We start from the raw sequence: 22,545 nt of genomic DNA, 5'->3' as shown, positions 1-22,545 counted from the left end.
CTCACTCCGCTTTCGCTGCTCCGAAACCGGCGCCCATGGTGGCGCGGACGGCGCCCGCCCATGGCGTTGCATGATTGTCGATGCGCATCTGGAAGATAAAATAAGTCGGCGAGCAGAAGCCGATCCCTTCCACCTTGGCAGCACCCGGCGTGTCCGGCGGCAGCGACTGGCACATATAATCCTCGCGGCAGAAATGGTCGGCCGAGCAGGCCGGCCGGTTGCCGCGATTGACCGCGCCGCCAAGGCACTGGTCGAAATTGTTGGTCGCCACGCAGGTGTCGAATTTTTTGCCGCCGACCAGCCCGCAGATCTCGTTCGGCATCGGTTTGCCCTGTTTGAAGGCGGCGAAGCTGCGGTCCTTGTCGTCGCAGCCGCGATAGGCGATGCCTGCCGGCACGCCGATCTTCGGTGGCCGGCAGGTGTAGGCGGTGCGCGAAATGCCAGGCGCGAAGGCGGCGAACTGGCCCGATACGCGGTAGCGATCGTTGAAGGGCTGTGCAGGATTGCTGGCGATCGAGCCTGTCAGACATGGATGGCCCGAGAACATCTTTTCGCTGTCCTTGGGCAACAGGCATTGCGCCAGCGTCGTGCGCACGCCTGACGCGGTGGCCAGCGGCGTGCAGACAGTGCCGCCGCCGCATTGCCAGGTCGGGCCGAAGCCATTTGCGTCTTCCGGCGTCAGGCACGGCATCGCCATTTCGGCCGGCGCATAGTCGATCTCGTCGGCATCGTTCCATACGGCAGGCGGCGCGAAGGACAGCGGGCGGAAACGGTTCGGCTCCTTGCCTTCAACCACCTCGCGCAGCCAGGCATCACGCCGCGGCAGTTCGGCGTGGAGATGCGGCGAGATGCCGACCTCGATGCGGTTCAGCGGCGAGGTCGTCTTGTCGTCAAGGCCGATGAAATGGAACCCGGCGGTGGAACCCGCCTGATGGCAACCTTGGCAGGCGCCATTGTCCAGCCGCTCGACCAGCGCCTCCGGCGTGCGCACCAGCCTCAAGGCGGAATAATCGAGCCCGGCAAAATCCGCAGACCGGAATAATTGCGTAAACGGGTGGTTGGCCTGCCTTGCGCTGCCGAACGTCGACCATGAGATGACCTTTTTCGCCAGGAACTCGTCGGGGATCTCGTAGATGCCGAGATCGATCGCGGTGACATTGGCGCTGATATAGCCGGCGAGTTTTCTCTTCAGCGCCGCATTTTCGGCAAGATGCGCGATATCCGGAGTGTTCTCCAACGGCCTCTCGCTTGCACCAGTGCCGTCGATGCCGAAAATCCGCATGAGATAGGCGGCCTGCCCGCCGAATTCGGTTTCCTGGCCGGAGGGAAAGCGCACCACCTGGGCGTTGAGCTCCAGTTGCTTGAAGGCAAGCCCTGCCCTTTCCAGCGGTCCGCCGATGAGCCAGCCGGCATCGACGCTTTCATCGAGCTGCGGCGTCCAGCGTCCGGCAACTCCGACGCAGCCGCCATCGGCATCCGTCGCGACGCTGTAGACGGCGTTGAAATTGAACGGCAGGCGCGAGGCAAGAACCTTGCCGCCTTTCCCAAAACTGTAGGCAAGGCGATAGATGAAACGCACCTCGCCGCAACTCTTGTCGTCCCGCATCTCGGCGAAATCGCGCCGGTCGAGCCGGTTGACGACACCGACGAGGCGAAAGCGCGCGGCGTCGGTCTTCAGCCACCGCATGTCCATGATGCGGCCGACATTGCCGTCGGTGACTTCGTAGAGGGGCCGCCCACCGGCCTTCATCTCGACGCGCAGCGTGGCAACGTCGCCTGCAACGGTTTCAACAATCTGATGATAGGCCGGCGCCTTGTCGTAAAGCGTCTTCAGGTCGCCCTTGCCATCGAGGTCGAAAATACCGGCGAAGCCGAAGCCCTTGGCGTCGAGCGCAGCGAGAATGGCCGGATCGTCGACAACCAATACCGGCCCTTCGGCACGAGCGGCATGCGTTATGAAGAGGGAAAAGATCGCCGCGAGCAGAGCAAATCGGAGGCTCATCGCGCGACCCCGTTGCGCCTGTCGACAAGCTCGCGCAGCACCGGCACCAGCGCCGACGGCAGATCCTCGGCGATCAGCCCTGGCCCAGAACGGCTGCCCGCCTCGGCATGGATCCAGACCGCCGCGCAGGCCGTTTCGAAAGCCGGCATGCCTTGCGCCAACAGTCCGGCGATGATTCCTGCCAGCACGTCGCCGGAGCCGGCGGTGGCGAGCCACGGCGCACCATTCCCGTTGATTGCCGCCCTGCCATCCGGTGCAGCGATCACCGTGTCGGCGCCCTTGTAGATGATGACGGCGTTGGCGCGCTCGGCGGCGGCGCGCGCCCTGGCCAGCTTGGACAGGGTCTTGTCCCCGGCGATATCGGCAAACAACCTGGCGAATTCACCCTCATGCGGGGTCAGCACCAGGGCGGGGGCGTCCGGCAGACGAGCGGCTTCGAAAAGCAACTCAGGCGCGTCGCGAAGTGAGGTGATGCCATCGGCATCGAGCACCAGTCCGTCGATCCCGCCGGCGGCGCCGTGCCGTCCTGCACCTAGTACGGCAAGGGCAAAATCCCGTGCCTTTTCACCGACGCCAAAGCCCGGGCCGAGGACAAAGGCCGAGGGCCGGCGCTCGCCTATGAAGCCGTGCAGGTCGGCAACGGTGTCGGCCTTGCGCAACATGATCGAGGTCAGATGCGCGGCATTCACCTGCATGGCATTGGCCGGCGACAGCACGGTCACCGCCCCTGCCCCGCTTTTGGCAGCGGCCAGCGCCGACAGCCGCGCCGCACCCGTCGCCGAAAGCCCGCCGGAGAAAACACCGACATGGCCGCGCCTGTATTTGTGCGCGTCGACAGCGGGAACCGGGAAGCTACCCACCCAAAGCGGCGGGGTGTTTTCGAAGGTTCGTGGTTCAAGCTGCGCAATGATGCCGTCGCCGATGCCGATGTCGGCAAGCACCAGTTCGCCGCACATCGCGCGCCCCGGCAGCAGCAAATGTCCCGGCTTTTTGCGCGCGAACGTCACCGTGACCTCGGCGCGGAATGCCCGGCCGAGGACTTCGCCACTTGCGCCGGAAACGCCCGAGGGCAGATCGACCGCGACGACGGGCAGGTTCAGTCTGGTCACCCTGTCGACTGCGATTACGGCATCGCCGGCGAGTTGCTTGGACAGCCCTGCCCCATAGAGCGCGTCGACCACGACCGAGCCCGTCTCGGCAACAAACTCGGCCAGCGGACGAGGTTTGATCGGGCACCGCGAAGCAGCGAGCGCCGCATCGCTGCCGGCCCTGGGCGGGCCGGATGCCCAAAGCAGGACCTCGACGGCGCTGGCCCTCAGAATGCCGGCGACGACGTAGCCATCGCCTCCGTTGTTGCCGGGGCCGCACAGGACATGGACGGGGCTCGCCTGGGGATAGCGAGCCAGCACCACGGCTGCGACCGCCTCGCCGGCGCGCCGCATCAGGCCGAAGCCATCGAGTGGCCCTGCCGCAATCGTCAGCCGGTCGGCCTCGGCCATCTCGGTCGGAGACAAAAGTTCATTGCTCATGGATTGCCGACCCGCATTTGCGCAAGCATTGTCCAGTTTTCGGTTTGAGGCAAACATCGCAGAGACAACACAATCCGCCAATGCAACGTTCAAAGCCAACCCTGTGCGTAAGTGCCTATGAAATGTGCTTCCTGCCCCATTATTGTGCGGACGCAGTGATTGGCAATGTGTAGGTTCCGAGCGCCCATGACGCATCCAATGCAGCGGATGACGCGAATTTGCATCCCGGCGCGACATGGCATTGAAATCGCGTAACGCCGCTTCTAACCCTCTCAATTGGCACAGTTCGTGCTTGAAGGAGGCGCAAGCGGGGCTCACAACCCGTCTTTTTGGCAGTGGAGGCCACTTACTACATGAAAAAGATCGAAGCGATCATCAAGCCGTTCAAGCTAGACGAAGTGAAGGAAGCGCTTCAGGAGGCCGGGCTGCAAGGCATTACCGTTACCGAAGCCAAGGGCTTCGGCCGGCAGAAGGGCCATACCGAACTTTATCGCGGCGCCGAATATGTCGTCGATTTTCTGCCCAAGGTGAAAATCGAGGTCGTGCTCGGCGACGATGCGGTCGAAGGCGCCATCGAAGCCATCCGCAAGGCGGCCCAGACCGGCCGTATCGGCGACGGAAAGATCTTCGTCTCCAACATCGAGGAGGTCGTGCGCATCCGCACCGGCGAAACAGGGATGGACGCCGTCTGAGGTTTCTGATTTCAGATTACCGTCTCCTCGAAACGTCACCACACAGGGAAGAAATGACATGACGACAGCCAAAGACATCATGAAGCAGATCAAGGACAACGACGTGAAGTTCGTCGATCTGCGCTTCACCGATCCGAAGGGCAAGCTGCAGCACGTGACGATGGATGTCGTCGAGGTCGAGGAAGACATGTTTGCCGATGGCGTCATGTTCGACGGCTCCTCCATCGCCGGCTGGAAGGCGATCAACGAGTCCGACATGGTGCTGATGCCCGACCCTGAAACGGTGCATATGGACCCGTTCTTCGCGCAGTCGACGATGGTCATCCTGTGCGACATCCTCGACCCGATCTCGGGCGAGTCCTACAACCGCGACCCGCGCGGCACCGCCAAGAAGGCCGAGGCCTATATGAAGGCGGAAGGCATCGGCGACCAGATCTTCGTCGGCCCGGAAGCCGAGTTCTTCGTATTCGACGACGTCAAGTACAAGGCCGACCCTTACAACACCGGCTTCAAGCTGGACTCCACCGAACTGCCGTCCAATGACGACACCGACTATGAGACCGGCAATCTCGGCCACCGTCCGCGCATCAAGGGCGGCTATTTTCCGGTACCGCCGATCGATTCGGCACAGGACATGCGCTCGGAAATGCTGACCGTGCTCGCCGAAATGGGCGTGCGCGTCGAAAAGCACCACCATGAGGTCGCGGCCGCCCAGCACGAGCTCGGCATCAAGTTCGACACGCTGGTCCGCAACGCCGACAAGATGCTGATCTACAAATATGTCGTCCACCAGGTCGCCAACGCCTATGGCAAGACGGCCACCTTCATGCCGAAGCCGGTGTTCGGCGACAACGGCTCGGGCATGCATGTCCATCAGTCGATCTGGAAGGGCGGCAAGCCCACCTTCGCCGGCAATGAGTATGCCGGCCTGTCGGAAAGCTGCCTGTTCTATATCGGCGGTATCATCAAGCACGCCAAGGCGATCAACGCCTTCACCAACCCGCTGACCAACTCCTACAAGCGCCTGGTGCCAGGCTATGAAGCGCCGGTGCTGCTCGCCTATTCGGCGCGCAACCGCTCGGCCTCCTGCCGCATTCCGTTCGGCTCGTCGCCGAAGTCCAAGCGCGTCGAGGTCCGTTTCCCCGATCCGGGCGCGAACCCCTACCTCGCCTTCGCCGCCATGCTGATGGCCGGCCTCGACGGCATCAAGAACAAGATCCATCCGGGCCAGCCGATGGACAAGGATCTCTACGACCTGCCACCGAAGGAGTTGAAGAAGATCCCGACCGTCTGCGGCTCGCTGCGCGAAGCCCTGCAGAGCCTCGACAAGGACCGCGGCTTCCTGAAAGCCGGCGGCGTCTTCGACGACGACCAGATCGACAGCTATATCGAGCTCAAGATGGCCGAGGTGATGCGCTTCGAAATGACCCCGCATCCGGTCGAATACGACATGTATTATTCGATCTGACCAGGCCGGTTCCGAAACAAGAAACCCCGGCGCAGATGACGCCGGGGTTTTTTCATGTCATTCGTCGTAAGAGCCAGGCCACCAAGCGCCGCCGACATGACAGAGCTGCGTCACGGCGCAGACCGCTGAGGTCTGCGCCGTGAGGAATGCTCAGGCAGCGGCCTTCTTCTCAGCCGTGTCGACGCTGGCGATCGTCTTCAGGATCTGCGAAGCGATCTGGTAGGGGTCGCCCTGCGAGTTCGGGCGGCGATCCTCGAGATAGCCCTTGTAGCCATTGTTGATGAAGGAATGCGGCACTCGGATCGAGGCGCCGCGGTCGGCGATGCCGTAGCTGAACCTGTTCCACGGCGCGGTCTCGTGCTTGCCGGTCAGGCGCTTGTCGTTGTCCGGGCCGTAGACGGCGATGTGGTCCATCAGGTTCTTGTCGAAGGCCGCCATCAGCGCCTCGAAATAGTCCTTGCCGCCGACTTCGCGCATATGGGTGGTCGAGAAGTTGGCGTGCATGCCGGAGCCGTTCCAGTCGGTGTCGCCCAGCGGCTTGCAGTGATACTCGATGTCGATGCCGTATTTCTCGGTGAGGCGCTGCAGGAGGTAGCGGGCCATCCACATCTGGTCGGCGGCCTTCTTGGAGCCCTTGCCGAAGATCTGGAATTCCCACTGGCCCTTGGCCACTTCGGCGTTGATGCCCTCGTGGTTGATGCCGGCCGCGAGGCACTGGTCGAGATGCTCCTCGACGATCTGACGCGCGACGGAGCCGACATTGGAATAGCCGACGCCGGTGTAGTAAGGACCCTGCGGCGCGGGATAGCCGCTGTCGGGGAAGCCGAGCGGGCGGCCGTCCTTGTAGAAGAAATACTCCTGCTCGAAACCGAACCAGGCGCCCTCGTCGTCGAGGATGGTGGCGCGCTTGTTGGATGCATGCGGCGTAACCCCGTCCGGCATCATCACCTCGCACATGACGAGCACGCCGTTGGTGCGCGCCGGATCCGGATAGACGGCGACCGGCTTCAGCACGCAGTCGGAGCTGTGGCCCTCGGCCTGCATGGTCGAAGAGCCGTCGAAGCCCCACAGCGGAAGCTGCTCGAGCGCCGGAAACTCGGCGAATTCCTTGATCTGGGTCTTGCCCCGAAGGTTGGGAACCGGGGTGTATCCATCGAGCCAAATATACTCGAGCTTGTACTTCGTCATTCTGACCTCTCGTTGCTTGATAAACCGAACTTCTGGATGACGCCGGCGCAAGCCGAACCACCCAGCAGCCGACCTGCCGGTTCATTAAAATGCAAATCGTGTGCCATTCTCGGCTTGAGAGGTGCGGCAAAAATGGCCCGGCAACCCGGCAAACCCGCCAAGCCGTCTAAGCAATGCGGCAAGATCAATCAAAAGCAGATGTTGCATAAATCTTAGGCAAATACTGATCTTTTCATAGGCATATTGCTTAAATGGATTGCAACACCTATTTTACGAAAAGGTTGAATCGATATCGTTCGGCAGAAGAAAGGAGGCCGGCAATGGAAATCACTCCGACCCGTCCCTCGGCCAAGATCCTGATGTTCCCGGTGGCAGCGCGCACTTCTGCCTCAAATTTAAGCGGAAAGGCTAAGTTCGCGGCAGAGCTTGCCTCCTTGCGCAATGTCAGCGCGGATTTCGGCGACGCCTGGTACCACGAGGCCGCCATCGAGGACGAAGCCAAACAAACTCGAAAGAGTTGAAGCCGCAGAATTATCGTACCCTGAAAACGCAAAAGCCCGGCGCGATCGTTCGCGCCGGGCTTTGTCTTTGAAGGCGGAACAGTCGCCTACTCTTTGGCGTGCAGGTCGGTTCCCAGCGTATCCTTGACGAAGATCATGCCGATGATCAGGGACATCGCCGCGATGATCACGGGATACCAGAGACCATAGTAGATATCGCCCTTGTAGGCGCTGAGCGCGAACACCGTCGCCGGCAACAGGCCGCCGAACCAGCCATTGCCGATGTGGTAAGGCAGCGACATGCCAGTGTAGCGGATGCGGGTCGGAAACATCTCGACCAGGATCGCGGCGATCGGACCGTAGACCATGGTCACGAACAGCACGAGGATGAACAGGATACCGATCGTCATCGGCCAGTTGACCGCGGCCGGGTCGGCGAACATGGCGAAGGCGCCACCGCCCGGTATGTTGTAGACGGTGACCTCGGGCGCACCCGCTGCCTCCTCGGCAGTCAGCAGCTTGTCCCTGATCGCCTGGTCTGTCGGAACCGTCGCCTTCTCGCCAGCGCGGATGGCGGTGGCATCGAGCTTCAGTTCCGGATTGGCCGCGACGAAACCGTCAAGCTTCTGGTCCGGCACCTTGATTGCCGCCCGCTTCAGCGGATAGCCGCCGTCCTGCAAGGACATGTTGACGGCCTTGACGAAGGCGGCGTCCTTGGCTTTCGCCTGATCGCCAGCGGCGATGGCGTCGTAGGACTCTACCGTCTCGTTACCGATCTTGACCGACGCAGCCGTTCCGGGCGCAGCCGTTGCCACCACATCATAAGGCACCGAGTTCTTGGTCAGGAACGAAGTCGCGATATCGCAGGATGTCGTGAACTTCGCCGTGCCGACCGGATTGAACTGGAACCTGCAGTCCCCGGGTGCCGCCGTCACCGTCGCACGCGTGTTCTGCTGCGCGGTGGCCAGCGCCGGATTGGCGGCCCAGGTCAGTGCCTTGAACAGCGGGAAGGTGCAGACAATTCCCAATGCGAGGCCAGCCATGATGATCGGCTTGCGGCCGATCTTGTCGGAGAGCCAGCCGAACACGACGAAGAAGATCGACCCGATTGCCAGCGCAATCGCGATCATGATGTTGACCGACTGCGCATCGACCTTGAGCACGTTGGTCAGGAAGAACAGCGCGTAGAACTGGCCGTTGTACCAGATCACTGCCTGACCGGCGGTGAGGCCGAACAGCGCCAGTATGGCGATCTTGGCATTTTTCCATTGGCCAAAGGCTTCCGTCAGCGGCGCCTTGGAGCCTTTGCCCTCGTCCTTCATGCGCTGGAAGGTCGGCGATTCAGACAATGAAAGCCGGATCCAGATCGAAATGCCAAGCAGCAGGAAGGAGACGATGAACGGAATGCGCCAGCCCCAGGCGGCGTAGGTTTCCTTGGCCATCGAACCCTGGACGATCAGGATGACGATCAGCGATAGGAACAGGCCGAGCGTTGCCGTCGTCTGGATCCACGACGTGTAGTAGCCGCGGCGGTCGTCCGGCGCATGCTCGGCGACATAGGTTGCCGCACCGCCATATTCACCGCCGAGCGCCAGGCCCTGCAGCATGCGCAGGACGATCAGGATGATCGGCGCGGCGATGCCCAAAGTCGCATATCCAGGCAGCAAGCCAACCAGGAAGGTCGACAGGCCCATGATCGTCATGGTGACAAGGAAAGTATATTTGCGGCCGACAAGGTCGCCGATGCGGCCGAATAGCAGCGCGCCGAACGGACGCACCAGGAAGCCGGCGGCGAACGCCAGCAGCGCGAAGATATTGCGCGTGGCTTCCGGAATGGTTGGACTGAAGAAAGTCGAACCGATGAACACTGCCAGAGAGCCATAGAGATAGAAATCGTACCATTCGAAAACGGTGCCGAGCGAGGAAGCGAAGATGACCTTCTTCTCCTCCCGCGTCATGCCGCGGCTTACGCTGCCGGCGGTCGATGCCATTGCCATTGATATGTCCTCCCGTGAGATTCCGGCTGTCTTCGATGCTGCGCATCATGTCCGCGTTCTCTTCCGAAAGCGGAACGGCACGGCCATCGGCGGAAGAAATGACAGAAAGTGCCGTCCGGCGGCAGACCAACCTTGGGATTATGACTTTGGTCGAATGCATCGGCCCGAATATCGGAACGATCTTCGGAAAGCACGATGCATAGATTCAAAAATGTTAGAGCGTACTTAGTGCGTCCAACCGGACGCACGTCGCTCTAACGCATCGGCGCGAAAGCCCGCGCCGCGGTGAACGCTTCAGCCCTTGAGCGCTTCAAGCAGGCTGACGGCCGCCATCATGTCGCGCTTGCGGGCCGAGCGGCGCGCGACGGCTTCCGCATCCTGGCCCCAGTGCTCGGCCTGCCAGTCCTCGTCGACATGGCCGGCGGTCCAGGCCGCCTCGCCGTCGAGTTCGCCGAAGTCGACCGCCAGCGCCAGCAGCGCCGATCCCGTCAGCGAGGTCATGACGTGGATCGACGCCAGCCGCAGCGGATCCTTGCGCTGGGCAAAATGGACGCCCAGCACGGCGATTGTCTCGCGCGGCTGCTCGACATGGATCACCCCTTCGGCGAGATGGAACCGCGCACCGAGCGCCGTCCGCGCCCAGTCGATGACTGGATCCCAATGCTCGTTCTGCCGGTCGACGAGCCCTTGCGGTGCGTCGGCGCGATAGCAGAGCAGGTCGGACGAGGCGAAGCGCAAGATGTCTTCCAGCACCGCCTGCGGGTCGCTGGCGACACCGTCTATGGCCGTGTTGACGAGACGCATGACCGGCATGGTCACCGGGTCGATGGTCTCGCCCTGCACGGCGAATTCGTCGGCGACCAGGCGGGCAGCCTTTTCGTTTGGCAGCACCAGAAGCGCCTTGCCCGGCGTGCGCACCGGCTTGCCGTCGAGATGAACGGCAAAACCGTCGTCGAGCGGTGCGACCGAGACGGCTTTGTAGAAGCGTTTCGGCAATTGCGTCTTCATCTGGATCTGGGCGCGGCGCACCGGATCCGGATCGGAAAGCTGCTTTGCCGCTTCAAGGTCGTTGAGGATATCGCGCATGGAAGGTCTCTCTTACACGGGTGCCAGCTTGCGCGCGGGCCGGTTGACGATAATCAGGCCGGCGGCGATCAGACCGAGCGCCAGGAAAATGCGGACGGTCAGCGGCTCGTTCAAGATGACGGCGCCACACAGCACACCGAACACCGGCGACAGGAAGGTGAAACTCGACAGGCCCGATGCCGGATAGCGCCTGAGCAGCCAGAACCAGAGAACATAGGTGAAGGCGACGACGTAGACAGCCTGGAACAGCAGGGCCAATGTCGGCAAGGCAGCAAAGTCGCGGACGGGCGGGCCGGCGAAAGGCAACACCAGGACGCCGACCAGGATGGCGCCGGCCAGTTGATAGAGCAGCAACTTCTCGGCGCTGGTCTCGGCCAGTTTCGAGCGCTTGATGACGATGCTGGTCAGAGCCCAAAGGATGCCGGCGCCAAGGCTGAGCAGGTCACCAGTCAATGTCACGCCGTTGCCGGCGCCCGCCTTGTCGGAGAATACGGCGACCAGACCGGCGAAAGCCAAGAGAAGACCAAGGAGCTTGCGGGTCGTTATGCGCTCGTCCAGCAGGAAATGACCGCCGACCAGCACCCAGAACGGCATGGTGTTGACCAGAAGCGTGTTGCGGGCAACCGTCGTGTGTTCCAGCCCGACATAAAGAAACAGAAACTCGATGCCGAAGAGCACACCCACCACGATGCCCGCGACAAGGGTCTTGTCGGGCGTGAACAGCTTGATGCCGCGCCAGCAGCACCAGCCAAAAACGCAAAGACCACCGATGATGGAGCGCGCGACCGACAGGAAAACGGGATCGTAGCCAGCATACGAGATCTTGGCGGCGACATAATTCAGGCCCCAGGAAAACGTCAGCCCGACCATGATCGCGGCCGCCGCCATGTCGATCGCGTCGCGGCGGTCAAGCGTGTCGGTGGCGACGCCCACTGCCCTACTCCTCCGCGCTGGCGTCGTCGAAGCCGATCAGGTTCCAGCTCTGGCGCATATGCGGCGGCATCGGCGCGGTCACATCGATGACGCCCTTGTCGGGATGCGGAATGACGATGCGGCGCGCATGCAGATGCAGGCGGTTTTGAATGCCGCCGGGGAAATCCCAATTGGTATCGGCCTCGAAATATTTGGGGTCGCCGATAATCGGGCAGCCGATATAGGCGGCATGGACGCGAAGCTGATGGGTGCGGCCGGTATAGGGTTCCATTTCAAGCCAGGTCATCGTCTGTGCCGCCTGCTCGATGACGCGATAGTACGACACCGCGTGGTCGGCGCCCTTCTCACCATGCGCGGCCACGCGCACGCGGTCGCCGTCGGGCGTCGGCTCCTTGATCAGCCAGGTCGAGATCTTGTCCTCGCGCTTCGGCGGCACGCCCTTGACCAGGGCCCAATAGGTTTTCTTGGTCTCGCGCGCCCGGAACGCCTCGGAAAGCTTCATGGCCGCAAGCCTGGTACGGGCAACGACAAGCACGCCCGACGTGTCGCGGTCGAGCCGGTGCACCAGTCGCGGTTTTTCGCCCTTTTGATTGCGCCAGGTTTCGAGCATGTCGTCGACATTGCGGGTGACGCCCGAGCCGCCCTGAACGGCGAGGCCCGCCGGCTTGTTGAAGACGAAGACCTTCGGGTCCTCATGGATCAGCATTTTGGCGAGCACGTCGGCATCGCCCTGGTTGCGGATCGAGTGGCCGGTGAGCGGGCTCTCGCCCTTCTTGTCGACTTCGAGCGGCGGCACGCGGACCATCTGCCCCGGTTCGACGCGGGTGTCGGCCTTCACCCGGCCGCCGTCGACGCGGATCTGGCCGGAGCGCAAGAGCTTTTGCAGATGGCCGAAGCCGAGACCCGGGAAATGGGTCTTGAACCAGCGATCGAGCCGCATGCCCGCCTCACCGGCCTCCACTGTGATCTGTTCAACGCCTGCCATTTTTCTCGCTTTACCCCGTTTAGAACGGGGGCAATAGCATTAAGGCAGGCTTCTTGCGAGCCAAAGACCCAGAAACAGGGCGATGATCGCGCCAAGGACGCTGGCGAGCGCATAGCCGAACGCCGGCAGCGCAGCGCCCCGCTCCCATAGCGTCGCGAAATCGAGCGAGAAAGCCGAGAAGGTGGTGAAGCCGCCCAGGATGCCGGTGGCGACAAACAATCTGAGTTCGGCTGATCCGCCACGCCGCATCATGATGGCGATGAACAGGCCCATGACGAAGGAGCCGACGATGTTGATCGCCATCGTGCCCCAGGGATAATTCGGGCCGACAAGCCGCAGCGCACCCATGTTGGTGAGATGGCGGATACCGGCGCCAATTCCGCCACCGACGACAACGAGAATGAGATTGAACATTGCCGTCTACTGCCCCTGCCCGATCGCCGGGTCAATCCCTGCTGCTGGCGGCGGAAACCGTTCCGCCGATTACCTGTCTCAGTTCGCCTCGACCTTCTTCGGCTTGCTCGAGCCGATCATCTTCCAGTTTTTGTAGAACATGGAATTGAACCGCTCGACGCTGACCGAGACGATGGCGAGAAGAGCGGCGATGAGGCCGGGGAATGGCGACGGCCGGATGATGTCCATGAAGACGCAATAGCGGGGCCCATCATATTCGTTGACCGAGCGATGCAGCAGCGTGTCGTCGAAAATGTAGAGCGGATTGTCGTGCCAGTAGTTCCTGGCGTTGTTGCACTCGACGAAAACCTCGGCCTTCACCGGAAGAAGATTGTAGAGAATGCGCAGGCTGAGCCGCAGCGGTCCGAAATGCCAGGAGGTCGATTCCTTGCCCTTGAACACCGACACGGCGATGGTCTTGATGTATTTGAAGTCCTTGTTGAATTCCGCGACGTTGTCGATCTTGTGCTTGCCGTACCACTGGTAGACATACATGCCGCGCCGGCCGGTGCCGAAATTGGCGTCGATATCGGCGATGATCTCATCCTTGCGCGCCTTGAAGACGTCGAGAACCTCGTTGACTTCGCGCTGATAGTCCGGCGGAAACTGCTCCAGCTTCCAGACGCCCGGGTTTCTGTAGCACAGCAGATCGACCAACAGGTTGAAGGGCGACAGCAGCCAGGTGAAGATGCCATTGCCGAGAAAATAGCCGCGGAACAGCGACAGATTCTTATTGTGATTGCGCAGCACGTCGATCAGGCCGCAGACGATCCAGATCATGGTCAGGATCGGGATGAAGTAGAAGCCGAGCGCAAGCAGCGGAGCGGCAATAGCAAACTGCCGAAGGGATTTGCGAAGTTTCTTGGTCATTTTTCCACGCGCTATGCGCGATCCTTCTTCGAAAAATGGTCTTGGCCAAATCTGGCCCAATCTGGCGGCGCACCCCGGCCGGCCGCGCGCTTTGATAGAATTTTTTATTCCACGGTACACATCACACTACTGTGACTTGCCGGCGACACTGTACCTGATCGGCTCAGATTCGGCATCCCGTGTCGGAACACATGTCAATGCACCGCTGGCAGGCCGAGCTCGTCCCACTTTTCACGGGACACGGGATCGCCGACCAGGAACGCGAAGCCGGTGACGCTTTCGCCATCCCGTGCCAGCTCGCATGTGAACTTCAGCGCGTACCAGTTCCTGCGGCTGCGGAAGGCTGCTCCGTTGGCGGTGATGGAGGTTGCGGAGATCGTCTCCTCGCCCATCGCGTAAGGCACCACCCGTTCCGGCTGGAAATCAGCCCGCCATTTGCGGATCTGATCCATTGCCTCGAGATTGCAGAGCTGCACCATGCGCTCGTCGGAGGCCAATGTCGCAAGATCGGCGCGCGCCTGCCTGCTGCGTGGATCGGCGAGCGTCTTTGCCGACAGCATTTCCGTCGGACGGATCATGGCCGGAGGCGCTGTCGCTGGCGGTAGCGCCTCCTGCAAAGGCGCCGCGGTGACAGGGGAAGGAACCGGCGCAGCGGCTGCTGCTGGCGCAGGCTTCGCATCTGTTGGCGGCTGGAGTTGTTCCGGCGTCAGTATCTCGACCGAAACCCGTTCCTCCTGCAGCTGTTTCGGGCGCTTCGGCATCGGCATCAGCGCCAGCGTGGCGGCGAGCATCATGTGCAGGACGAGCGAAGCCGAAATGCCCCAGGGCAGGTTGTCGCCCCAGGGTGCAATGACGGGCGCAAGGACGGCCGCGCGCGCCAAGCCTACTTTTCCCGCTCGCTTCTCAGCTTCGCCCAATAGTCGAGACGCTTCCTGATATCGCGCTCGAACCCACGCTCGGGCGGATCGTAGAATGTGCGCCGGCCCATCTTTTCCGGGAAATAATCCTGGCCGGAAAATGCGTCGGGCTGGTCATGGTCATAGCGATATCCCGCGCCGTAGTCCTCCTCCTTCATCAGCTTGGTCGGCGCGTTGAGGATGTGCTTGGGCGGCAGCAGCGATCCGAATTCCTTGGCGGCCCCGGTGGCGGCCTTGAAGGCCGTGTAGACGGCGTTGGATTTGGGAGCGGTGGCGAGATAGACGGTGGCTTCGGCGAAGGCAAGTTCACCCTCCGGTGAGCCCAGATAGTCATAGGCATCCTTGGCGGCATTGGCGATGACCAGGGCCTGCGGGTCGGCAAGCCCGATATCCTCCATCGCCATGCGTACCAGCCGACGGCCGAGATAGAGCGGATCCTCGCCGGCGTCGAACATGCGGGCGAGATAGTAGAGCGCTGCGTCGGGATCAGAGCCGCGCACTGATTTATGCAGCGCCGAGATCAGATTGTAGTGGCCGTCCTGGCCCTTGTCGTAGATCGGCGCGCGGCGCTGTACGATGCGCTGCAGGCCCTCGGCGCCGAACACCTCGCCTGACTTGGCCGCCCGCCAGACTTCCTCCGCCAGCGTCAGCGATGCACGGCCGTCGCCATCGCTCATGCGGATGAGCATCGCCCTTGCTTCATCGTCGAGCGGCAGCGCCCTGCCCTCGCTCTCCTCCGCCCGCGCCAGGAGTTTGGCTATGCTGTCCTCACCGAGCGAATGAAAGACGAGCACACGCGCGCGTGATAGAAGCGCGGCATTCAGTTCGAAGGACGGATTCTCGGTGGTGGCCCCGACCAGCACCACAGTGCCGTCTTCCATGACGGGCAGGAAACTGTCCTGCTGGGCGCGGTTGAAGCGATGGATCTCGTCGACGAAGAGCAACGTCTGACGGCCATTGGAGCGGCGCAACTTTGCCGCCTCGAACACTTTCTTCAGGTCGGCGACGCCGGAAAACACCGCCGATATCTGTTCGAAGGCAAGGCTGGTCTCGCCGGCAAGCAGCCGCGCGACCGTCGTTTTGCCCGTGCCGGGCGGCCCCCAGAAGATCATCGAGCCGAGCGAGCCCGAACCGATCAGCCGTGTCAGCGCGCCGTCAGGGCCGGTGAGATGCTCCTGGCCGACGACCTCGCCGAGGTTCTTCGGACGCAAGCGGTCGGCCAGCGGCCGGCCGGGCGGCGCCTTCTCAGGTTCATCGACGCTGAACAGATCGGCCATGCATTTCTTTTGGTTTGGAGCGCGATCTCGTTCAGAGAGGCGGAGATCGGGCTCAGTAACGCAACACCTGGCGCATTATCTGCCCGCCGCGCTCGACGGTAAAGCGCCACCAGCGCGTATCCTGCTGGGCTACTTGCGCCAGCGTCGCGGCGGTATCGATGGTCGTGCCATTGACCTCGCGAACGATATCTCCCGGCTGGAAGCCGAAATCGGCCGCGGGTGAATTGCGGTTGATGTCGACCACGGTGACGCCCTTGACGCCGGTGCGGACGCCGAGCCGCTGGGCAAGCCGCGGCGACAGTTCCGCAACCTTGGCGCCCGAAAACGGGCTGCGGCCGCGCAGCGTCACTTCCGAGGACTTGGCACCTTCCAGCGCGCGCTCCAGCGCGATGTCCATCGTCGCCTGCTGCCCCTTGGTCAGCACGGCGAAACTGGCATTGGTGCCGATCGACAGCGTCGCCATGCGGTAATCCAAAGCCTCGATGCCCTCGATCGGCTTGCCGTTGAGCGACAGCACGACATCGCCGGGCTTGAGCCCGGCCTTGGCGGCCGGTCCGGCCTCTTCGACCGACGAAACAAGCGCGCCGGTCGGCTTCTCCATGCCGAGCGATTCGGCGATCTGCGGCGTTACACGCTCGAATTCGGCGCCGACATAGGGCCGCTCGAAGAAGGTGAGCCCGGCCTTGGCGGCGTCGACGAAAGCGCGAACCATGTTGGAGGGGATGGCAAAGCCAATGCCGATCGAACCGCCGCTGCGGCTGTAGATCGCCGTGTTGATGCCGACCAGCTGACCGCCCATGTTGATCAGCGCGCCGCCGGAATTGCCGGGGTTGATCGCGGCGTCCGTCTGGATGAAGAAGCCGGAATCGGAAACGCCGATATGGCTGCGGGCAAGTGCCGAAACGATGCCGCTGGTGGTGGTCTGACCGACACCGAAGGGATTGCCGATGGCCAGCAACAGATCGCCGACCTCGAGCGCATCGGAATCGCCGATGGCGATCACCGGAAACGGCTTGTCGGAGGAGATCTTGAGCACGGCGAGATCGAGCGTCTCGTCCTTGAGCAGCACCTTCGAATCGAATTCACGGCCGTCCGCGGTCGCGACCTTGACCTGATCGGCGTCCTTGACGACGTGGAAATTGGTGACCACCACGCCGGTCGGGTCGACCAGCACGCCGGAGCCGAGCGAAGACTGCGCGCGCGGCTGCGAACGGCCGAAGAATTCCTCGAAGAACGGATCGCCGTCGAAAGGCGACACCACCTTGGCGGTCTGCGAGGCATACACGTTGACCACCGCCGGCGCCGTCTGCTTGACCAGCGGCGCGAAGGACAGTTGCACCTCCTCGCGGCCGAACGGCACGCGCTTGTCGGGTCCGGAAGTGGCGTTTTCACCTTCAACGCCGTGTAGCAGGTCGGTCAGCACGTCGGACAGGCCGGGATCGGTCTTGGCGGCGTCTTCGGCCAGCGCCTGCCTGATCACCGGCGCGGCTGTGAATGCCAGCATGGCGCAGAACAGAACAAGGGACAGCCGTTTGATGCGCATTCCGAATCCTCCAAGGCAAGTTCGGGCGCATTGTCCCGACGATTGTGCAGAATGAAAGGCTAAGGCGCTGAAATCTGATTATTTTGGGCAATCGGCGACAAAACCGGCCGCCAAAGGCAAGCAAGCGCTCGTCGGGAGCCCTCGTGACAGCAAAAGGGGCCCGCAGGCCCCTCAAACTCACTCAGGAAAACCGGGCCTTATGCTGCCGCGGCTTCCTCATCGATGCCTTCGGCCTCGATGCGGGCACGGTCGCCCGCGCCCTTGGCCGAGGTGTCGCGATCGACGAACTCGATGACCGCCATCGCGGCATTGTCGCCGTGGCGGAAGCCCGCCTTCATGATGCGCAGATAGCCGCCGTTGCGGGTGGCGTAGCGCGGCGCGATGGTGTCGAACAGGCGCTTGACGACGCCTTCATTGCCGATCTGGGCAATCACCTGGCGGCGGGCGTGCAGGTCGCCACGCTTGCCAAGCGTCACCAGCTTCTCGACGATCGGACGCAAATCCTTCGCCTTCGGCAGAGTGGTGACGATCTGCTCGTGCTCGATGAGCGACACGGCAAGATTGGCAAACATCGACTTGCGATGGCTTATGCTGCGGGCGAACCGGCGGCCTTTAAATCCGTGGCGCATGGCTCTTCTCCTTCATTGCGGGTTCAGAGGCAAACGCCTCAATATTGATCTTCGTAACGCTTGGCGAGGTCTTCGATGTTTTCCGGCGGCCAGTCCGGCACTTCCATGCCGAGGTGCAGGCCCATCGCCGCTAGGACTTCCTTGATCTCGTTCAGCGACTTGCGGCCGAAGTTCGGGGTGCGCAGCATCTCGGCTTCGGTCTTCTGGATCAGGTCGCCGATATAGACGATGTTGTCGTTCTTCAGGCAGTTGGCCGAACGCACCGAAAGCTCGAGTTCGTCGACCTTCTTGAGCAGTGCCGGGTTGAAGGCCAGCTCGGTGACGGCCTCCGTGGCGACTTCCTTCTGCGGCTCGTCGAAATTGACGAACAGGCCGAGCTGGTCCTGCAGGATGCGGGCGGCGAAAGCCACCGCGTCCTCGCCCGAGATCGAACCGTCGGTCTCGATGGTCATGGTCAGCTTGTCATAGTCGAGAACCTGCCCCTCGCGGGTGTTCTCGACCTTGTAGGAGACCTTCTTGACCGGCGAATACAGGCTGTCGACCGGGATCAGGCCGATCGGCGCGTCCTCGGCGCGGTTGCGCTCGGCCGGCACGTAGCCCTTGCCGGTGTCGACGGTGAATTCCATGCGGATCTCAGCGCCTTCGTCCAGCGTGCAGATGACGTGGTCGGGGTTGAGGATCTCGACATCGCCAACCGTCTGGATGTCGCCGGCGAGAACCGCGCCCGGTCCCTGCTTGCGCACGACCATGCGCTTGGGGCCATCGCCTTCCATGCGGATGGCGATTTCCTTGATGTTCAAGACGATGTCGGTCACGTCCTCGCGCACGCCGGCGATGGACGAGAATTCATGCAGGACGCCGTCGATCTGCACGGCGGTCACAGCCGCGCCGCGCAGCGAAGACAGAAGCACGCGACGCAGCGCGTTGCCGAGCGTGAGGCCAAAGCCCCGCTCCAGCGGCTCGGCGACCAGCGTGGTCAGCGTCTTCTTCTTCGACGAGAACTCGATCTTGTTCGGCTTGATCAGTTCCTGCCAATTTTTCTGGATCATGATGCTTTCCTTCCGTTGACCCGCCACCATCCAATCGTGGCGGGCGACCTGGAATGCCGTGGAGGAGCGCCGTAGAGGCGCTCGCGCGGCGTTCGGTAATTTAGACGCGGCGCTTCTTGCGCGGGCGGCAGCCATTGTGCGGGATCGGCGTCACATCACGGATCGAGGTGATGGTGAAGCCGGCCGCCTGCAGGGCGCGCAGCGCCGATTCACGACCGGAGCCGGGTCCGCAGACCTCGACCTCGAGCATGCGCATGCCGTGTTCCTGGGCCTTCTTGGCGACGTCCTCGGCGGCCATCTGGGCGGCGAACGGGGTCGACTTGCGCGAACCCTTGAAGCCCTGAGCGCCGGCCGACGACCAGGCAATCGAATTGCCCTGCGCGTCGGTGATGGTGATCATCGTGTTGTTGAAGGTCGAATTGACGTGGGCAACGCCCGACGAGATGTTCTTGCGTTCGCGACGGCGAACACGAGCGGCTTCCTTGGCCATGATGGTCCTTTCAGTTGATCTCTACACCGCCGTAATGCCAGCGGCTCCACCAGGGAGAAGGCAGTAGGGGAATATGGCAGTAGGGCAGTATGTCTGCCGATCCTATTGCCTTACTGCCCTACTCCCTTACTGCCCTAAATTACTTTTTCTTGCCGGCGATCGACTTGGCCGGGCCCTTGCGGGTGCGTGCATTGGTATGCGTGCGCTGGCCGCGAACCGGCAGCGAGCGGCGATGGCGCAGGCCGCGATAGCAGCCGAGGTCCATCAGCCGCTTGATGTTCATCGACACTTCGCGGCGCAGGTCGCCTTCGACCTGGTAGTCGCGGTCGATCGTCTCGCGGATCTGCAGGACTTCGGCGTCGGTGAGCTGGTTGACGCGGCGCTCGGCCGGGATGCCGACCTTGTCGACGATCTCCTGGGCGAACTTCTTGCCAATGCCGTGAATGTACTGAAGCGCGATGACAACGCGCTTGTTGGTCGGAATGTTGACGCCGGCTATACGAGCCATGTTCTTCTCTTCTCCATATGGGCCGGCCAACCCTTGGAAACAAGGTAGGCTCGGCGCTGTCAAAGTTGCCCCGCGTCCGGTGGAGGCCGGCCCTTGCGGGAGTTTCCAGTTCAAAGCGGGCCGCCTTGCCCTTGCGGACAAGCAAAGCCTGCGCATGACCCCTAAAACCGAAATCGGTTTTAGGAAAGGATCATGCGCCAAATCAAAGTGCTACAGCGTCCTTTGCGCGTCCAAAAGACGCGCGGCGCTGTAGTGCCCTGATAGGAAGACGGGCCGCCATACCCCAGCGGACCGCTCCAGTCAAGCGCAATCGTCTACTTTCTCTAGGCAGCCTCTTGGGTGGCCGACTTGAGCACGGTTTCTATCTGTTCGGTGACCGCATCGATGCCGGCCATCCCGTCGACGCCTCTGAGCTTGCCCTTGGCGTAATAGTAGCCGATCAGCGGCGACGTTTTCTTGTAGTACTCCCTTAGGCGTTCTTCGAACACCGTCGGATTGTCGTCCTTGCGCACGGGCTGACCGGCGGCCTTGGTCTCCTCGGCGCGCTTGACGATACGACCGACCAGCGCCTTGTCGTCGACGACAAGTTCGATGACGACGTCGAGAGCGAGGCCGCGCTCCCTGAGCATCGATTCGACCGCGTCCGCCTGCACCAGCGTGCGTGGGTACCCGTCGAGGATGAAGCCCTTGGCGCAATCGGCCTGGTCGATGCGCTCGGCCACAATGGCGTTGACGATGGCGTCGGAAACCAGCTCGCCGGCATCCATCACAGCCTTGGCGCGCTTGCCGACTTCGGTGCCGGCCTGGACGGCCGCGCGCAGCATGTCGCCGGTGGAAAGCTGGGGTATGCCGTGCTTTTCTACCAGTCTTTGTGCTTGTGTCCCCTTGCCCGCTCCTGGCGGCCCAAGCAATATCAACCTCATCTGGCCTTCTTCCCCCCGCGCAGCTTCGACTTCTTGATCAGGCCCTCATACTGGTGCGCGATCAGGTGACCCTGAATTTGCGCCACCGTATCGAGCGTTACACTGACCACGATCAGAAGCGATGTGCCACCGAGGTAGAATGGTACGCCAGTCGCAGAAATCAGGAACTCGGGCAGCAGACACACCAGCACCAGATAGATGGCGCCGACGACGGTGATGCGGGTGAGAACGTAGTCGATGTAATCGGCGGTGCGTTCGCCCGGACGGTAGCCCGGAATGAAGCCCGAATGCTTCTTGAGTTGGTCGGCGGTGTCCTTCGGGTTGAAGACGATCGCCGTGTAGAAGAAGGCGAAGAACACGATCATTGCCGCGTAGAACGCCATATAGAGCGGTTGGCCATGGCCGAGCGCCGCCAGGACGGTGCTGGCCCAGGCAGGCATGTTGGTCGTCTGCGAGAAGCCGGCGACGGTCGCCGGCAGCAACAGCAGCGACGAGGCGAAGATCGGCGGAATGACGCCTGCCGTGTTGAGCTTCAGCGGCAAATGCGAGGTGTCGCCCTGGAACATGCGGTTGCCGACCTGGCGCTTCGGATACTGGATCAGCAGGCGGCGCTGGGCGCGCTCGAAGAACACGATCAGCGCGATGACGACGACAGCGAGAACGATGATCGCGAGGATAAGACCGGTCGACAGCGCACCGGTACGGCCAAGCTCCAGCGTGCCGGAGATGGCGTGCGGCAGGCCGGCGACGATGCCCGCGAAGATGATCAGCGAGATGCCGTTGCCGATGCCGCGCGCGGTAATCTGCTCGCCGAGCCACATCAGGAACATGGTGCCGCCAACCAGGGTGACGACGGTCGAGATGCGGAAGAACATGCCGGGATCGCTGACGATGCCGTTGCCGCCCTCCAGCCCGACCGAAATGCCATAGGCCTGCACCAGCGCCAGCAGCACGGTGCCGTAGCGCGTGTACTGGTTGATGATCTTGCGGCCCTGCTCGCCTTCCTTCTTCAGCGCTTCCAGCGACGGGATGACCGAGGTCATCAGCTGCATGATGATGGAGGCGGAGATGTAAGGCATGATGCCCAGCGCGAAGATCGCCATGCGCTGCACGGCGCCGCCGGCGAACATGTTGAACATGCCGAGCACGCCCTTGCTCTGCGACTGGAAGGCCTGCGCGAAAGCGTCGGGATTGATGCCGGGAAGCGGGATGTAGGTGCCGAGGCGGTAGACGAGCAGCGCGCCGATGGTGAACCAGATGCGTTTCTTCAGGTCCTCCGCCTTGGCGAAGGCCGAGAAATTCAGATTCGAGGCCAGTTGTTCAGCAGCCGAAGCCATGCCTGATTCTCCGCTAGAGCATGATGCCGAAAAGTGTGAAGCGGTTTTCGGGTAACATCATGCTCTACTTCTTTGATTTCTATGTCACGCTCAAAGGCCCGCAGGACAGGCGGCGCGTATCACCGAAACTCACGAGATAAGCTCCGGACCGTAAACATGCAAGCGGCCG

22 protein-coding genes are annotated in these 22,545 nt (G+C 62.3%); 4 read left to right on the top strand and 18 right to left on the bottom strand.

Features of this window, described 5'->3' with window-relative positions:
- Position 1 precedes the first annotated feature (1 nt).
- Both AC0L2H_RS08905 and AC0L2H_RS08900 read right to left on the bottom strand, forming a co-directional pair.
- Positions 2–2,002, bottom strand: coding sequence for a hypothetical protein (locus tag AC0L2H_RS08905; protein ID WP_473589845.1), 2,001 nt, complete (start codon positions 2,000–2,002; stop codon positions 2–4).
- The gene (locus AC0L2H_RS08900) at positions 1,999–3,531 is read right to left on the bottom strand and encodes an NAD(P)H-hydrate dehydratase (RefSeq protein WP_473589844.1); all 1,533 of its coding nucleotides are present in this window, start codon (positions 3,529–3,531) and stop codon (positions 1,999–2,001) included. The genes AC0L2H_RS08905 and AC0L2H_RS08900 overlap by 4 nt, the downstream gene beginning before the upstream one ends.
- Before the next feature lie 353 nt (positions 3,532–3,884).
- Here AC0L2H_RS08900 and AC0L2H_RS08895 point away from each other — a divergent pair, with 353 nt between their 5' ends.
- The gene (locus AC0L2H_RS08895) at positions 3,885–4,223 is read left to right on the top strand and encodes a P-II family nitrogen regulator (protein ID WP_006205430.1); all 339 of its coding nucleotides are present in this window, start codon (positions 3,885–3,887) and stop codon (positions 4,221–4,223) included.
- A gap of 58 nt (positions 4,224–4,281) precedes the next feature.
- Positions 4,282–5,691: a type I glutamate--ammonia ligase gene (gene glnA, locus AC0L2H_RS08890; RefSeq protein WP_107648165.1), complete on the top strand. Its 1,410-nt coding sequence runs from the start codon at positions 4,282–4,284 to the stop codon at positions 5,689–5,691.
- Between the two features lie 150 nt (positions 5,692–5,841).
- Here the strand turns inward: glnA and AC0L2H_RS08885 are convergent, their stop codons facing one another.
- Positions 5,842–6,879 (bottom strand): glutamine synthetase beta-grasp domain-containing protein, encoded by a 1,038-nt coding sequence (locus AC0L2H_RS08885; RefSeq protein WP_473589843.1) that lies wholly within the window; start codon positions 6,877–6,879, stop codon positions 5,842–5,844.
- A gap of 320 nt (positions 6,880–7,199) precedes the next feature.
- Here AC0L2H_RS08885 and AC0L2H_RS08880 point away from each other — a divergent pair, with 320 nt between their 5' ends.
- The gene (locus AC0L2H_RS08880; protein WP_473589842.1) at positions 7,200–7,400 is read left to right on the top strand and encodes a DUF2735 domain-containing protein; all 201 of its coding nucleotides are present in this window, start codon (positions 7,200–7,202) and stop codon (positions 7,398–7,400) included.
- An 86-nt stretch (positions 7,401–7,486) separates the two neighbouring features.
- On the opposite strand, the gene AC0L2H_RS08875 is transcribed toward AC0L2H_RS08880, so the two are convergent.
- On the bottom strand, positions 7,487–9,376 hold the full coding sequence (locus AC0L2H_RS08875; RefSeq protein WP_473589841.1) for an MFS transporter: 1,890 nt from the start codon (positions 9,374–9,376) through the stop codon (positions 7,487–7,489).
- A gap of 35 nt (positions 9,377–9,411) precedes the next feature.
- Here AC0L2H_RS08875 and AC0L2H_RS08870 point away from each other — a divergent pair, with 35 nt between their 5' ends.
- A complete protein-coding gene (locus AC0L2H_RS08870) occupies positions 9,412–9,579 on the top strand; it encodes a hypothetical protein (protein ID WP_473589840.1) in 168 nt (55 codons plus the stop codon).
- A gap of 91 nt (positions 9,580–9,670) precedes the next feature.
- Here AC0L2H_RS08870 and AC0L2H_RS08865 read toward each other — a convergent pair whose 3' ends face one another.
- The 14 genes from AC0L2H_RS08865 to secY all read right to left on the bottom strand — a co-directional run bounded on the left by AC0L2H_RS08865 (position 9,671) and on the right by secY (position 22,376).
- Positions 9,671–10,462: an ATP12 family chaperone protein gene (locus AC0L2H_RS08865; protein WP_473589839.1), complete on the bottom strand. Its 792-nt coding sequence runs from the start codon at positions 10,460–10,462 to the stop codon at positions 9,671–9,673.
- Positions 10,463–10,474: 12 nt separating this feature from the next.
- A complete protein-coding gene (locus AC0L2H_RS08860) occupies positions 10,475–11,350 on the bottom strand; it encodes a DMT family transporter (protein ID WP_473589920.1) in 876 nt (291 codons plus the stop codon).
- Positions 11,351–11,399: 49 nt separating this feature from the next.
- Positions 11,400–12,380 carry an RluA family pseudouridine synthase gene (locus tag AC0L2H_RS08855; RefSeq protein WP_473589838.1) on the bottom strand — a complete coding sequence of 327 codons (981 nt, stop codon included), beginning with the start codon at positions 12,378–12,380 and terminating at the stop codon, positions 11,400–11,402.
- Between the two features lie 39 nt (positions 12,381–12,419).
- Positions 12,420–12,794 (bottom strand): fluoride efflux transporter CrcB, encoded by a 375-nt coding sequence (gene crcB / locus AC0L2H_RS08850; protein WP_473589837.1) that lies wholly within the window; start codon positions 12,792–12,794, stop codon positions 12,420–12,422.
- Between the two features lie 78 nt (positions 12,795–12,872).
- A complete protein-coding gene (locus AC0L2H_RS08845) occupies positions 12,873–13,703 on the bottom strand; it encodes an aspartyl/asparaginyl beta-hydroxylase domain-containing protein (protein ID WP_473589836.1) in 831 nt (276 codons plus the stop codon).
- Between the two features lie 194 nt (positions 13,704–13,897).
- Complete coding sequence (locus tag AC0L2H_RS08840; RefSeq protein WP_473589835.1) at positions 13,898–14,584, bottom strand: DUF930 domain-containing protein; 687 nt, start codon at positions 14,582–14,584, stop codon at positions 13,898–13,900.
- 2 nt (positions 14,585–14,586) lie between these two features.
- Positions 14,587–15,897 (bottom strand): replication-associated recombination protein A, encoded by a 1,311-nt coding sequence (locus AC0L2H_RS08835; RefSeq protein ID WP_473589834.1) that lies wholly within the window; start codon positions 15,895–15,897, stop codon positions 14,587–14,589.
- Positions 15,898–15,949: 52 nt separating this feature from the next.
- On the bottom strand, positions 15,950–17,440 hold the full coding sequence (locus tag AC0L2H_RS08830; protein ID WP_473589833.1) for a DegQ family serine endoprotease: 1,491 nt from the start codon (positions 17,438–17,440) through the stop codon (positions 15,950–15,952).
- A 197-nt stretch (positions 17,441–17,637) separates the two neighbouring features.
- Entirely contained in the window at positions 17,638–18,069 is a 432-nt protein-coding gene (rplQ, locus tag AC0L2H_RS08825; RefSeq protein WP_473589832.1) for a 50S ribosomal protein L17, read from the bottom strand.
- 38 nt (positions 18,070–18,107) lie between these two features.
- Positions 18,108–19,118 (bottom strand): DNA-directed RNA polymerase subunit alpha, encoded by a 1,011-nt coding sequence (locus AC0L2H_RS08820; protein ID WP_032933403.1) that lies wholly within the window; start codon positions 19,116–19,118, stop codon positions 18,108–18,110.
- Between the two features lie 100 nt (positions 19,119–19,218).
- Positions 19,219–19,608, bottom strand: coding sequence for a 30S ribosomal protein S11 (gene rpsK / locus AC0L2H_RS08815; protein ID WP_006205444.1), 390 nt, complete (start codon positions 19,606–19,608; stop codon positions 19,219–19,221).
- Positions 19,609–19,747: 139 nt separating this feature from the next.
- Positions 19,748–20,116, bottom strand: coding sequence for a 30S ribosomal protein S13 (gene rpsM / locus AC0L2H_RS08810; protein ID WP_006205445.1), 369 nt, complete (start codon positions 20,114–20,116; stop codon positions 19,748–19,750).
- Positions 20,117–20,439: 323 nt separating this feature from the next.
- The gene (locus AC0L2H_RS08805) at positions 20,440–21,039 is read right to left on the bottom strand and encodes an adenylate kinase (RefSeq protein ID WP_473589831.1); all 600 of its coding nucleotides are present in this window, start codon (positions 21,037–21,039) and stop codon (positions 20,440–20,442) included.
- Entirely contained in the window at positions 21,036–22,376 is a 1,341-nt protein-coding gene (secY, locus tag AC0L2H_RS08800) for a preprotein translocase subunit SecY (protein ID WP_473589830.1), read from the bottom strand. The genes AC0L2H_RS08805 and secY overlap by 4 nt, the downstream gene beginning before the upstream one ends.
- Between the last annotated feature and the right edge of the window lie 169 nt (positions 22,377–22,545).

The sequence above is a fragment of the Mesorhizobium sp. WSM4871 genome (genome assembly GCF_055811295.1).
This window is presented reverse-complemented; position numbering and strand designations above follow the sequence as displayed.

Excerpts from the sequence above, each read along its gene's own strand:
- AC0L2H_RS08805 (WP_473589831.1), bottom strand. The coding sequence starts at position 21,039 with ATGAGGTTGATATTGCTTGGGCCGCCAGGAGCGGGCAAGGGGACACAA.
- AC0L2H_RS08845 (WP_473589836.1), bottom strand. The coding sequence starts at position 13,703 with ATGACCAAGAAACTTCGCAAATCCCTTCGGCAGTTTGCTATTGCCGCT.
- AC0L2H_RS08905 (WP_473589845.1), bottom strand. The coding sequence starts at position 2,002 with ATGAGCCTCCGATTTGCTCTGCTCGCGGCGATCTTTTCCCTCTTCATA.
- AC0L2H_RS08885 (WP_473589843.1), bottom strand. The coding sequence starts at position 6,879 with ATGACGAAGTACAAGCTCGAGTATATTTGGCTCGATGGATACACCCCG.
- AC0L2H_RS08895 (WP_006205430.1), top strand. The coding sequence starts at position 3,885 with ATGAAAAAGATCGAAGCGATCATCAAGCCGTTCAAGCTAGACGAAGTG.
- AC0L2H_RS08860 (WP_473589920.1), bottom strand. The coding sequence starts at position 11,350 with ATGGCGGCGGCCGCGATCATGGTCGGGCTGACGTTTTCCTGGGGCCTG.
- AC0L2H_RS08865 (WP_473589839.1), bottom strand. The coding sequence starts at position 10,462 with ATGCGCGATATCCTCAACGACCTTGAAGCGGCAAAGCAGCTTTCCGAT.
- AC0L2H_RS08835 (WP_473589834.1), bottom strand. The coding sequence starts at position 15,897 with ATGGCCGATCTGTTCAGCGTCGATGAACCTGAGAAGGCGCCGCCCGGC.
- AC0L2H_RS08830 (WP_473589833.1), bottom strand. The coding sequence starts at position 17,440 with ATGCGCATCAAACGGCTGTCCCTTGTTCTGTTCTGCGCCATGCTGGCA.
- AC0L2H_RS08870 (WP_473589840.1), top strand. The coding sequence starts at position 9,412 with ATGCTGCGCATCATGTCCGCGTTCTCTTCCGAAAGCGGAACGGCACGG.
- glnA (WP_107648165.1), top strand. The coding sequence starts at position 4,282 with ATGACGACAGCCAAAGACATCATGAAGCAGATCAAGGACAACGACGTG.
- AC0L2H_RS08900 (WP_473589844.1), bottom strand. The coding sequence starts at position 3,531 with ATGAGCAATGAACTTTTGTCTCCGACCGAGATGGCCGAGGCCGACCGG.
- AC0L2H_RS08820 (WP_032933403.1), bottom strand. The coding sequence starts at position 19,118 with ATGATCCAGAAAAATTGGCAGGAACTGATCAAGCCGAACAAGATCGAG.
- AC0L2H_RS08875 (WP_473589841.1), bottom strand. The coding sequence starts at position 9,376 with ATGGCAATGGCATCGACCGCCGGCAGCGTAAGCCGCGGCATGACGCGG.
- rpsK (WP_006205444.1), bottom strand. The coding sequence starts at position 19,608 with ATGGCCAAGGAAGCCGCTCGTGTTCGCCGTCGCGAACGCAAGAACATC.
- AC0L2H_RS08855 (WP_473589838.1), bottom strand. The coding sequence starts at position 12,380 with ATGGCAGGCGTTGAACAGATCACAGTGGAGGCCGGTGAGGCGGGCATG.
- crcB (WP_473589837.1), bottom strand. The coding sequence starts at position 12,794 with ATGTTCAATCTCATTCTCGTTGTCGTCGGTGGCGGAATTGGCGCCGGT.
- AC0L2H_RS08880 (WP_473589842.1), top strand. The coding sequence starts at position 7,200 with ATGGAAATCACTCCGACCCGTCCCTCGGCCAAGATCCTGATGTTCCCG.
- secY (WP_473589830.1), bottom strand. The coding sequence starts at position 22,376 with ATGGCTTCGGCTGCTGAACAACTGGCCTCGAATCTGAATTTCTCGGCC.
- rplQ (WP_473589832.1), bottom strand. The coding sequence starts at position 18,069 with ATGCGCCACGGATTTAAAGGCCGCCGGTTCGCCCGCAGCATAAGCCAT.
- rpsM (WP_006205445.1), bottom strand. The coding sequence starts at position 20,116 with ATGGCTCGTATAGCCGGCGTCAACATTCCGACCAACAAGCGCGTTGTC.